The 12,236-nt window shown below is 66.5% G+C and carries 9 protein-coding genes; all 9 read right to left on the reverse strand.

The features are described from left to right. The 9 genes from ERL55_RS08895 to tssB all read right to left on the reverse strand — a co-directional run bounded on the left by ERL55_RS08895 (nucleotide 1) and on the right by tssB (nucleotide 12,233). The gene (locus ERL55_RS08895) at nucleotides 1-2,859 is read right to left on the reverse strand and encodes a type VI secretion system Vgr family protein (RefSeq protein ID WP_129136104.1); all 2,859 of its coding nucleotides are present in this window, start codon (nucleotides 2,857-2,859) and stop codon (nucleotides 1-3) included. A gap of 55 nt (nucleotides 2,860-2,914) precedes the next feature. Next, nucleotides 2,915-3,262: a hypothetical protein gene (locus ERL55_RS08900; RefSeq protein WP_129136105.1), complete on the reverse strand. Its 348-nt coding sequence runs from the start codon at nucleotides 3,260-3,262 to the stop codon at nucleotides 2,915-2,917. Nucleotides 3,263-3,293: 31 nt separating this feature from the next. Beyond that, the gene (tssH, locus tag ERL55_RS08905; protein WP_129136106.1) at nucleotides 3,294-6,044 is read right to left on the reverse strand and encodes a type VI secretion system ATPase TssH; all 2,751 of its coding nucleotides are present in this window, start codon (nucleotides 6,042-6,044) and stop codon (nucleotides 3,294-3,296) included. A gap of 47 nt (nucleotides 6,045-6,091) precedes the next feature. Continuing rightward, nucleotides 6,092-7,177, reverse strand: coding sequence for a type VI secretion system baseplate subunit TssG (gene tssG / locus ERL55_RS08910; RefSeq protein ID WP_129136107.1), 1,086 nt, complete (start codon nucleotides 7,175-7,177; stop codon nucleotides 6,092-6,094). Further along, complete coding sequence (gene tssF / locus ERL55_RS08915; RefSeq protein ID WP_129136108.1) at nucleotides 7,141-8,976, reverse strand: type VI secretion system baseplate subunit TssF; 1,836 nt, start codon at nucleotides 8,974-8,976, stop codon at nucleotides 7,141-7,143. The genes tssG and tssF overlap by 37 nt, the downstream gene beginning before the upstream one ends. Nucleotides 8,977-8,984: 8 nt before the next feature. Further along, nucleotides 8,985-9,470 (reverse strand): type VI secretion system baseplate subunit TssE, encoded by a 486-nt coding sequence (gene tssE, locus ERL55_RS08920; RefSeq protein WP_129136109.1) that lies wholly within the window; start codon nucleotides 9,468-9,470, stop codon nucleotides 8,985-8,987. A 132-nt stretch (nucleotides 9,471-9,602) separates the two neighbouring features. Beyond that, nucleotides 9,603-10,100, reverse strand: coding sequence for a type VI secretion system tube protein Hcp (locus ERL55_RS08925; RefSeq protein ID WP_100322450.1), 498 nt, complete (start codon nucleotides 10,098-10,100; stop codon nucleotides 9,603-9,605). 133 nt (nucleotides 10,101-10,233) lie between these two features. Beyond that, nucleotides 10,234-11,724 (reverse strand): type VI secretion system contractile sheath large subunit, encoded by a 1,491-nt coding sequence (tssC, locus tag ERL55_RS08930; protein ID WP_129136110.1) that lies wholly within the window; start codon nucleotides 11,722-11,724, stop codon nucleotides 10,234-10,236. Next, nucleotides 11,721-12,233 carry a type VI secretion system contractile sheath small subunit gene (tssB, locus tag ERL55_RS08935; RefSeq protein ID WP_129136111.1) on the reverse strand — a complete coding sequence of 171 codons (513 nt, stop codon included), beginning with the start codon at nucleotides 12,231-12,233 and terminating at the stop codon, nucleotides 11,721-11,723. Before tssB ends, tssC begins: the two co-directional genes overlap by 4 nt. Nucleotides 12,234-12,236 lie beyond the last annotated feature (3 nt).

Consider the following 12,236-nt stretch of genomic DNA (forward strand, 5'->3'; position numbering starts at 1 on the left):
TCAATCCAAGGCGATAACGCCTGCACCACCAGCATCGCCCCGCTTTGCGCTCAGCTCGCAGAACCTCGGATCGCCTTCGCCCAGCACCGGCGCCTGCCCACTCGCACTCTTCGGTCCGGCCAGCTCCTTGCTGGATGCCTTGAACTCCACCACCCCCGGCGCACCCAGCTCGATGTTGCCGCCCTCGAGCTTCAGGTAGGCGCCTTGAGCGGTGAGTAGCACGTGCTTCGCAGGTGCCGCGATTTCGATATCGGCCTGCGTACTGGCGATAGTGACCTTTGTCTTCGCGGCCGCCTTGGCTTCATTGCGGTGGGCACGTGCGCTGACTTTGCCTTGCGCCGCATGCATTGCGATGCCGGTTTCCCGGTTCGGCTTGCCGGCCGCTGGCTCGCTTCCCTGGGTGAACAATGCGATGCCGCCGGCAACCGCAGTCACGTGGCAGGCCTGGCTCATCCAGTCGAGGTCGGCTCCGGCGACCAGCGCGGTTTGCGTGCCCGACACCCAGCTCTGGTCGGCCGGCGTCAGGGTGACGACGCCATCGGTGCCGGTCGCAAGCAGATGCGGCGCGCTCCAGCCTGGTGCCTCGCCGACGCCACCTCCGATGGCTCCGCTGACCTCCGCCGCGACCGCACCGCCTTGCTGGGTGGCGGCCAGACTCTCTTGCAGGGTTTCATGGCTCTGTTGAACGGGAAGCATTGCGGATTCCTCTGGCAGCCCTGCCTGCTGACCGGCTGCGATCTTCAGCAGCGTGGTTGTGAGTTCCGCGCTGTCAGCCAGCTGGCCCAGCGCCGTTCGGGCCGTGAGCTGCTGGTGACCGGGTTCGGTGGTCAACAGCAGGCCGCTGCCGGCGCGCACCGCGCCACCGGCCTGCGTCGACAGCTCCGCGCCAAAGCCGCGTTCGCCCACGCGCACGTTGTCCTCGCCGCCCTTGAGGTGGCCAAGCGTCAACGTGGTCGCGTGCTGGGTGGTGGCGGCCTGTGTGCGTCCCTGCCCCGGTGTGTCGTCGAAACGAAGCTGCTGGTAGCCACCGGTGCCGCCCTGGCTGTCGGCCAGTGCCTGCGATTTGAAACCGGTGTAGACCGCGGCGTGCGCGTTGCCCTCGAACCAGGCCGCCGCATTGGCGGTGGCGCCGCCGGCACCTGCGCCAGCCTGGTTGTGCGGTGCATCCGGCTGGCCACGGCCGTTGTAGACGCTACCCACGATGACCGGCCGGTCGATGTCGCCTTCGATGAACGCGACCAGCACTTCCTGGCCGCGCCGCGGCACCACCACCCCACCCCAGTTGTCGCCCGCCCAGGGCGTGGCGACGCGCACCCATGTCCATGCACCGTCGTCGCCTGGGGCGTTGTCGTCGCCGCCGGGATGGGCCAAGCGCGTGCTGGAGTCGCCACCGCGCTGCCACGGAAACTGCACCTTGATGCGGTGGTCGCGATCGGTGGTCAGCGGCGCGCCATCGCTGACGACGATGGCCACCTGCGTGCCATGGACCGTCGGCCTGGGATGCATGCGTTCGCCGCGTTCGTCAGACATGCGTGTCCGATAGGCGACGTCCGCCGGCTGCATGGAGAACGTATTGCGATAGAAGTCGTTGGGCTCGACGGCAGTTGCACCTGCTGGCGACGCTGACCTCTCCAGGGGCGTCCCATTCGCGCTACCGCGCTGCGCCGGAACGGAGAGCAGTTCAAGCGCCACTGCATCCGCTTTACCGCCGCCCCCGAGTGCCTCGGGAAGCGGAATTCCCGGCAGCGCCACCGCACCCAGCGCCTGTTCAAGCGCATCGAATACCTCGGCGCCGAGATTGTTCCGCGCATCGTGCGTCACCCCGACACACAGATGCGCTTCGTCGCCCACTTGCGGATGCTGGCTGACCGAAAAACGACTGCCCGGCGCCATCCGTCGCCAGGTTCCCGCGCCGGCGCCCGTGCAGGCAGTCGCCTGCACGGCTTCGAGTTGCCTGGCGGCCAACCGTGCCCCATGCGCCCCGTCGCACCACGCATAGGGGGCGGTGACGTCGGTATCCTCGATGACAACATCGGCGTGCACGGCAACGGACTCCGCGGAGGCAGGCCGCAAGCCCACGCTCCGGTAATCCCAGCTGGCGCGCGCCAGGCGTGTCGGGTGCAGGCGTCGCGCCGGTGACCAGCGCTGCAAGCTGTCGGCCCGCTCGGTGGCATCGGCGCGGTGATAACGCACCGTGCCCAGTTCGGCGCAGGCCTCGTTGTGGTCGGCGATCACCATTACATGGCGGCCGAGGGTGTCGTCGCCCGGCGCACCTTCGTGTTCGAACCAGTAGAACAGTCCCTCGTCGGCGAGCAGCCGCTCGACGAACGCGAAGTCGCTCTCCTGGTATTGCGTCGTCAGGCTGCGCACCGGGTACACCGCGGCGTCCTGCAGATCCCACCGCCATGCGGGGGTGAGGGCTCCGGCCTCGGCGTAATCGGCAAAGACGTCCTCGAGGACCTGTACCAGCGTCCGGCCCTGGAACACGTAGCTGTCGACGCGCTGACGCAGGAAGGCAAGCCACGGCTCCACCCGCAGGCGATAGCGCGCCAGTCCGCCATTGCTGCCGAGCTGTTCGAACGCCGTCACATGGCCGTGGAACGGGCGCCGCACGGGTGAGTCCGCACACAGCAGTTCGAGCAGGACCGGCTTGCCCAGCAGTGTGTCCAGATCCAGATGGGCGTCCACCGAAAGTGCGGTGATCTCGAAGCGGAACCCGCCACCGCCCAGACGCTCCTCGCCGCGGAACACTTCAGCCACCAGCACATCCGGGCCGAACGGTGTATGCAGGCGAAGCAGCCGGTCACGCTGGCCGGGAGCGGCGAGAAGCGCGGTTGTCAGTGTGGCGACGGCATCCATGTCGGTCTCCTGCCGGAAGGCATCCTGGCCATCCGGTCCGCAGCGTGCGGGTGAATCAGGCGCTGATACGTTCGAGCTTCAGCGACGGGGTCTCGGTGCAGTGCAGGCGCCAGGTGCGGCTGGCCACCGACACCTCGATCTCGCGCACGTTGTTGACCAGTCGCGCGCCACCCTGGGCGGCCGGCTGGTTGCGGATGCGCCACGGCATCCGCGCGATCAATGCCGAAAGATCACGGGCATCGGCACGGGCCTCTGGAGCCGCGCGGTCGAGCAGGTCGACGACGTGCTCGGGGCGTACACGGTTCCAGCTGCAGATCGCGGAGGTCTCGCGGCCGGCACGGCCAAGCGAAAGGCTGTCGCAATGCGCCATCGCGGCGGCGCGGTCGAATCCGTAGAAATCCATCTCCATCTCCTTGTGGTCGTTCGTCCGTGTATCAGGCCACCCTGTATCTGAAATCGCCGTTGCGCCCGGCAGTGACCCTGATGCGGCTGATCTTACCGCCTTCGGCCATGCTTTCCAGTACCGTGTCCGCGATTTCGGGCAACAGGGTCCCATTGAGGATGTGGTCGACGTTGCGGGCCCCGGAGTCCACCTCGGTGCAACGCTGCAACACCGCATCCACCAGCCCATCATCCCAATCGAAGCTCGACTTGTGGTTGGCCAGCACGCGGTCGCGGATGCGCTGCAGCTTGAGGGCGATGATCGAGGCGAGCACGTCGTCGCTGATCGGGTAGTACGGCACCACCTTGAGCCTGCCCAGGAAGGCGGGCTTGAAGTGCTTCATCAGCACCGGGCGCAAGGATTCCGCCAGCGCATCGGCGGCCGGTATCTCCTCCGCTGGCTTGTTGAGGCAGGCCTGCATGATCTGCGGCGATCCGACGTTCGAGGTCAGGATGATCAGCGTGTTGCGGAAATCGATCTCGCGGCCTTCCGCATCGTCCATCGCGCCCTTGTCGAACACCTGGAAGAACATCTCCAGCACATCCGGGTGCGCCTTCTCCACCTCGTCGAGCAGTACCACGCTGTACGGATTGCGGCGCACCGCTTCTGTGAGTACCCCGCCCTCGCCATAGCCGACATAACCCGGCGGCGAGCCCTTGAGCCCGGAGACGCTGTGGGCCTCCTGGTACTCGCTCATGTTGATGGTGACCAGCTTCTTCTCGCCGCCGTAGAGGATGTCGGCCAGCGCCAGCGCGGTCTCGGTCTTGCCCACGCCGGAAGGACCGACGAACAGGAACACGCCGCGCGGCTTGTCCGGATCCTCGAGGCGTGCGGTCGCGGTGCGCACGCGCTGGGCGATGGCATCGAGCGCATGGTCCTGGCCGATCACCCGCTCGGCCAGCAGCGGTTTGAGGTTGCGCACGGTACGGATCTCGTCCTTGACCATGCGCCCGAGCGGAATCCCCGTCCATGCGGAGACGATCTCGGCCACCACGGTACCGTCCACCTGCAGCGGCACCATCGGCGACTCGCCCTGGAGTTCACGCAGTTGCACGAGCAGGGTCTCGAGCTCGCTGGGGGGCTCCGCAGCGACGGTTTTCGACTTGCCGCGCCCTGCTTTGCGTCGCGTTGCAACGGCGACCCCGGCCTCCGCCTCCGCCACGTCGGGCTGCCCGACGTCGGTCTGTCCCTGGCGGGATTCGAGCCCGGCGCGCAGCGCCTGGATCCGCCCGGCCAGTTCCTGCTCTTTCGTCAGGCGCGTCTCGAGTGTCCCGAGCTGTGCCCTCGCCTGTGCCTGCGCGAGTTCGATCGCGGAGATGCGCTCGGCGTGCTCCTTGGCACCGCCTGCGGCTTCGCGCGACAGCGCGGTGAGTTCCGCATCCATGCGCTCGAGCTGACGCCGGGTGTCCTCGATGGCGGCCGGCGTGGCGCTCTGCCCCAGCGCCACCTTCGCGCATGCGGTATCGAGCACACCCACCGCCTTGTCCGGCAACTGCCGTCCGCTGATATAACGATGCGACAGCCGCACGGCTTCGGTCACCGCTTCGTCGAGCACGCGGATCCCGAAGTGCCGTTCCATCAGCGGCACGATCCCGCGCAGCATCGCCGCCGCGATCGGCTCGCTCGGTTCATCCACCTTGACCACCTGGAAGCGGCGCGCGAGTGCCGCGTCCTTCTCGAAGTACTTCTTGTATTCACTCCAGGTCGTCGCGGCGATGGTCCGCAATTCACCACGCGCCAGCGCCGGCTTGAGCAGGTTGGCGGCGTCGTTCTGCCCGGCGGCGCCCCCGGCGCCGATCATGGTGTGCGCCTCGTCGATGAACAGGATGATCGGGTGCGGGCTCTTCCGGACCTCATCGATCACGTTCTTCAGGCGGTTCTCGAACTCGCCCTTGACGCTGGCGCCGGCCTGCAGCAGGCCCATGTCGAGCACGTGCAGCTCCACGCCTTGCAGCACGGCCGGCACGTCGGCATCGGCAATGCGCAGTGCCAGGCCCTCGACCACGGCGGTCTTGCCGACGCCGGCCTCGCCGGTGAGGATCGGATTGTTCTGCCTGCGCCGCAGCAGGATGTCCACCAGCTGGCGGATCTCGCCATCGCGGCCGATGACCGGGTCGATATGGCCATCGCGTGCGCGTTGGGTGAGGTTGGTGGTGAACTGGTCCAGCGCCGGTGTCTTCGACAGGCCGCCGTCGGACCCCGGCGGATCACCTGCAGTGGTATCCCCACCCGGATCCGTCGCGCCCGCAAAGCGCACGCCTTCGCCCGCCTCCTGCGACCCTTCGGTCAACGCGGCAAAGTTGTGCTTGAGGTCGTCATGCTTGAAGCGCGCGAACTGTTTCGAGCCGCGCATCGCGAGTTGTGAAAGGCCTGGCTCGGTCAACAGTGCCAGCAGCAGGTGGCCGCTGCGGATCCGCGTGGTGCCAGAGTCGAGCGACGCGATCAGCCACGCGTGCTCGAACAGCGTCGGCAGGTGCTGCGAGAACACCGGCGTGCGCGTGTTGCCGCTGCGGAAGCGGCCGATCTCGGCCTCGAGCTCGCGCTGCAGGGTGTCCGGGGAGATGCCGCTGCGGCGGGCGATCAGCACGAAGTCGCACTGCGGATGCTCGAGCAGCGCGAGGAACAGGTGTTCGAGATCGACTTCGTAATGCCCGCGCGCCATGCACAGGTTGGCGGCGCGTTCGGCGGCCTGCCGGCAGGTGGTGTCGAGTTTGCCGATCAGGGTCTTGAGGCTGATGCTCATGGGTGTGCGGTCCTTGCGCGACGCGTTCCGGGTCGTGAATGAAGTGGCTAGTGGACGGTATGGAGTTCGTAGCGGGTGTCATCCCGCGGCATCGGCGCCGCGCGCGTACACAGGTAGCTGTCCCAGCCGAGGCGTACGCCGTGTTCGCCGAGGCTGGCGCCGCGGACATCCTCCGCGCGCAGCAACAGGCGGACCTCGTACTCGAGCGAGGATCCAAGCAGAAGCGTGAGCCATTTGGCCAGCGACGCCGCAGCCGCGCCCCCGGGCAGGAAGGCATCGAAGTGGCCGCGGTCCAGCGGCCCCAGGTGCAAGCGCATGCGCAGGTCACGCTGCCAGACACGGTCGCCGGCGAGCGCCGTGGATCCGAGCCGGGCAGTGCCCGACCCGAGCAGGGTGCGCTGCGCTGTCGGCACCCGGTACCAGGCGCCGACGAACTGCTCGACGCGCACCGGCACACCGAAGTAGTCGCCAAGGATCCTCTGCACGGTGATCGCCGACACCGGCCGCTGACGGATCGCGCCGGCGTGGTAGGCCACGGCCTGGTCGAAGAGGTCGCCTTCGCCGTCCACCATCCGCTCTCGCAGTCCCGGGAGGCCGAGCCCTGCCAGCGACAGCACCAGTGGCAGGAAGCGCTCGCGGCGGTCCAGTTCGTACTGAAGCGCAAGCCGGTACTTCTTCCATGCGCCGTAATGCAGCGCGACCATGCGAGTGGTGAAGATGTCGAGGAACGCCCGGGCCGCGCGGTCGCGCCGGTAGAGCTCGCGGTCGGCCAGCGTTTCGGTGTAGTGCAGTGGCAGCGCCCCGGTGGCGCCGAGCAGGCCCATGAAAGCAGGCGTGAGATGTACCTGCCCAACACGCAAACCCGCCAGCGCTTCATCGAGCGCTTCGCCGCCCTTCAGTTCGACGCCTTCCAGGTCGTACAGCGCCATGTCGCCGAGTTCGCTGGCCGGAAACCCCAGCGACAACGAGTTGCGGAAGCGCACCTGCAACGGCAACGCATCGCCTGCTTTGACGCCCTGGCGGTGGAACAGCTGCTCGAGCAACCGCATCGCCTGGAAGAATCCGAAGCGCTGCGGTTGCTCCGCCAGTTGCTGGATCAGACCAGCGTCGATTCGCCGCTGCGCGCGTCGCATCGCACCAGCTCCTCCCCATTGCGGGCCGACAGCAGAACCAGGCGGGTGAAGCTGTTGGCGTGGACGTACAGGCCGAAGAAGCGGTCGAGGACCTGCGCGAAGCCGGCGATGCCGCTGCCGACGAAATCGTTCTCCTCGATGGACAGGCGGATCTCGATGCCGCGCACCACCGATGCGAAGTGTCGCCCCGGCATCCACTCGGTCGCGGCGACATGTTCGATCGCGACGATGCCGTCGATCTGCCGCCGCGACACGTCGGTCGATGCGAGGTCATACAGCCGCAGCATCTCCTTGAGCGCAGGCAGGCCCGCCTGGGTCAGCGACAGATGGTTCAGCGCCAGGTGCGAGATCAGCCGCCATTGCGCACCGCGTCCGCGACGGAACCGCAGTGGCGCCGAGGGCTTGCGCAGCATCGCGATGCTGCGCACCGGCGCGCCGCCTTCCATGCTGAGATCTCCCCCGGTGACGCCGAACGTGAGCTGCGTGGGAAGGTCGCGATTGCTGCAGGTCAGTTCCACGCTGACCACGTCGGTTCGTGGCACGACCGGGTTGAAATCGAGATCGACGAAGGACAACTCGGTCTCGTAACCCGGGCTCACACGCTCGACGTCCTCATTGCGCTGCGACACCCAGTAGTGCCCGCTGCGCTCCGGGTCCTCGCCATGGTGGAGCGAGTAGAACGGGCGGAATTCCTGTATCTGTTCACCCTGGGGTGTCTGCCTGATGCGGACCACCGATTCGATGGCGTGGACGTCATAGGCGAACGCACGCCGCGCGTCGGCGAGCACGGGGTAACTGTCGACACGCTGGGTGACGCGGATCGGTTCGCCACGTTGCCGGAACAGGTTGACGACCGGGGTGCAGCCGGCGAGCAGATGATCGGACGAGAGACCTTCCAGCACGCGCGACGCGGCATGCTCGGGCCCCGCACCGCGCAACACCAGATGCACGGTGAAACGCCGGCTGGCTCCGGCGGTGACGTCGCGCAATGGCAGATCGAAGAACCCGAATTTGTCCGGGAACGCGAAGAACTCGGTCAGCAGGCGGTACGCCGGGTGCGAACGCGCGGGAAAGTCAATCAGCGCGTCGCTCTCGTCGAAGCCTGTCGGCTGCAACGGGCTGTTCTCCAGTCGCCGCCAGCGTCCGTCGCCATCGGCTTCGACGTACGCACCCAGCACCTGCAGGGCGAGCGCATCGCGCAGCGCCGCGCGCAGTGACGGCTCGCCGTCGGCGAACAGACGCAGAATGGCGCCATCCAGCTCGGCGAATGACACCTGCGCCGATGCGAGCTCGAAGCTCAGTGAAATCTGCGCGCCGCTTCCCTGCGGCAGGGTCACCGCCAGCGGCGCGTCCGCCACGCCGCGATAGCGTGCCGACACCAGCGACAACGGCAGCAGCTCGACATCGAATGCGGTGCGGAACCTGCAGGGAACCCCGCGCACCGACCGCGACTGCAGCATGGTGCCGCGTGGAATGCGTACCGGGCCGCTGAGTCGCGTGGTTCCGGGGCCGGCGTCGAACCGGGCGATCGAACACGACGGGAAGCTACGCAGGTAATGGGGGTACATCACCTCCAGCAGCGCGTCGGTGAATTCCGGATAGTCGTCGTCGATCTTCTTGGAAACACGTGCGCTCAGCAGCGCGAATGATTCGATCAGGCGCTCGACATGGGGGTCTTCACTGCCCTCCGCCGACAACAGCAGGCGGTTGGCGATCTTGGGGTAGCGTTCGGCGAACTCGCGGCCGTACCGGCGCAGGTAGCCGAGTTCGCGCTCGTAGAAGGGCAGCAGGTCCTGCACGGATTTCCTCAGGCAGCCTGTCGCCGCAGGCGACTCACCGAATACTGCAGCGTCGTCGGTTGCAGCATGGCGTCAAAGCTCACCGGTTCGCGCGCGGGTTGCACGTCCAGGAGCGCATGGATGGAGAAATGCAGTCCGGTGCCGGCGCGATTGCCGCTGTCGAGCTGCACCTGCACGTGGTGGAGACGACGCTCGTGGCGGGCGATGGCCTGCTCGAGCGAACGGCAGATCGCCGCGCGGTCATATGCATTGGCGAGGCTCATCGCCGCGAAGTCGCACAGCCCGTAGGTCATCAGCGAGCGCTGGCATTCCGGAAACGCTGCCAGCGCATCTTCATCGAAGGCACAGCGGCTGTTGAGCAGACCTTCGAGATCGCGTGCGACCGATTCCTTGTACTGCTCGAGCGAGACTGGACGAACCACGCTTGCGACCGCGCTGCCGCGCGGCGAATCGTCAAAGAGCTTTTCCAGCAGGCTCGGCTCGAGTCCCTTCATGTTCCTGGCGTCCTGGCGCGGCAGTGCTGCGCGTATAACGGCCGTCGGCAGGCGACGGAGCGGGCGGGCGCATCCGTGGCCCGCGTGCAAATGCGGTGGCACCTTGCGGCGCCACCGCAAAACCACCGCGGGTTACGCGGTGTAGTTGGGCACGTTCTTGATGGCACTCCACTGCGCCACCGTCTTGCCGCCAACCCCGCCTTCCGGCTTCTGCTGGTTGTAGGTCCAACGGATGGCACCGTAGCTCAACTGCACCACTTCCTGCGGCATGCCCTCGTCATCGACCGTGGTGGTCACGCGATGGACGAGGACATTGAGCAGTTCGACGGCGTAGTAGTTGATGGCATTGCCATCCTTGTCGGCGCGCATGAATTCGATGCGGGCCTTGGGGAAGGTGGTGCCGTTGGCGCACGCCTGGTTGAGTGCGGTGGTGGAGAGGTCGATCGACTTGACGACTTCGATCGGCGACAGGTTGACGCGCGCGGCAGTGGAACCACCGGACGTCGACGCCGTGGCCGAACGTGGCTGGAGGAGATCCTGCGAGAAGGACTTGATCTCGATCCAGTCGCGGTGCTTGTCGTCGCGGGACTCGCCCTTGATCGTGTCGATGCTGAGGAACGCGTGTTGCATACCTGGTTTCCTTGTTCCGTTCTTCCGTGAGTAGGACGCCGGGCGCGGGCCCGGCGCGTGGCTGGCCGCCGTCCATGGGCAGACGGCGACCAAGCTTCGGATCGGGATCTCCGTCCCTTGGCGCTAGAGACCGCTACGACTTCTTGGCGCTGGCCGGCAGTTCGGCCACCAGCCGCAGCGAAACCGACAGCTCGTCGAGCTGGAAATGCGGCCTGATGAAGGCCACCGCGCGGTAGACACCGGGCTTGCCCGGCACTTCCGAAACCTGGATGGATGCCTCGCGCAACGGATACTGCGCCTTGGCTTCCTGGCTCGCGTTGTCGTCCAGAAGCACGTACTGCGCGATCCAGCGGTTGAGGAACTCCTCGACATTGCCGACCGACGCGAAGCTGCCGATCTTCTCGCGCATCATCGCCTTGAGGTAATGGGCGATGCGCGAGACCGCGAAGATGTACTGCAGCTGCGCGGACAGGATCGCGTTGGCGTTGGCGGCGTCAGTGTTGTATTTCTTGGCCTTCTGCACGGACTGCGCACCGAAGAACGCCGCGTAGTCGGTGTTCTTGCAGTGCACCAGCGGGATGAAGCCAAGGTCGCTGAGTTCCTTCTCGCGGCGGTCGGTGATGGCGATCTCGGTCGGGCACTTCAACGCAACCTCGCCGTCGTCGGTACGGAAGGTGTGCGTCGGCAGGTCCTCGACCAGGCCGCCGCCTTCAACGCCGCGGATCGCCGCGCACCAGCCGTAATCCTCGAACGCGCGTGTCAGCCGTGCACCCATTGCATAGGCGGTGTTGCACCACAGGTACTTGCTGTGGTCGCTCGCCTCGACTTCCTCGACGAAATTGAAACCCTCGACCGTGGTGCCATCCTTCGGGTTGTAGGGCAGCCGGCCGAGAAAACGCGGCAGCGTCAGGCCGACGTAGCGGCTGTCCTCTGCATCGCGGAAGGACTTCCACTTGGCGTATTCGACGGTGTCGAAGATCTTTGCGAGGTCACGCGGCTTGCCAAGGTCGGTGAAGGTTTCCAGCCCGAACATGTCTTCCGACGCCGAGCTGATGAACGGCGCGTGCGCCGCGGCGGCGACATGCGACATCTGCTCGATGAAGTACATGTCCTCCGGCTGCCGCCCGATCGCGTAGTCGCCGATCAGGGCGCCGAACGGGGCGCCACCGAAGGTGCCGAATTCCTCTTCGTAGACCTTCTTGAACAGCGCGCTCTGGTCGAAGTCGATCGCCGACTTGAAGTCGCGAACGATGTCCTTCTTCGGGGCATTGAGCACCTTGACCTTGATCATCGGGCCGGTGGACGTCTGCTGGCACAGGTAATGCAGGCCGCGCCAGGTGCTCTCCAGCTGCTGGAATTCCGGCGCATGCATCACCGCCGACAGCTGCTCGGAGATCATGCGATCGAGTTCGGCGACACGCGCATCCAGGGTAAGACTGAGGTTTTCGGACACGACCACGGTGCCGTCCATGACCTCGCGGGCGAGCTCGGAAATGATGTCCTTGGCCCGGCGGTGCTCCACGTCGGTCCTGGCAACCTTGCTCTGCTCGACGATCTGGTCGAGCAGGCCCGCGGCCTCGGTGGTGGGCGCCGCGGCGGACGCGGCAAGTGCCTCTGCGTTCATGCGTCCTGCTCCTGCGGATTCTCGGCACCCAGACGGGCCAGCTGCTCGGTGTTGTTGAGCACATCGGTGAGGATGTCCTCGAGCTTTTCGTTGCCGGCGAGCTTGTTGCGCAGGTCGGCGAGCTTGGAGCGCGATTCCAGCAACCGGCGCAGCGGTTCGACCTGCTGCACCACCGCCTCGGGTCGGAAGTCGTCGATCGACTTGAACGTAAGCTCGACACCGAACTCGCCGCCCTGGTCGCCGATGCGGTTCTGCACCCGGTAGGTCGCGCGCGGCGCGACCCCTTCCATCACCTCGTCGAAGTTGTCGAGATCGACGTTGACGAATTTGCGATCCTTCAGTCGTGGCAGCGGCTGTTCGGGATTGCCGCTGAAATCGCCCAGCACGCCGACGACGAACGGCAGTTCCTTCTGCTCGATGGCGTCGCCCTTCTCGACGTCGTAGGTGAGCTGGACACGCGGGGGCCGGATCTTCTGCAGCCGCTTCTGGACACTATCCTTCTTGGACATGAT

Origin of the sequence: Luteimonas sp. YGD11-2 (genome assembly GCF_004118975.1) — a bacterium.
GTDB classification, from domain to species: domain Bacteria; phylum Pseudomonadota; class Gammaproteobacteria; order Xanthomonadales; family Xanthomonadaceae; genus Luteimonas; species Luteimonas muca.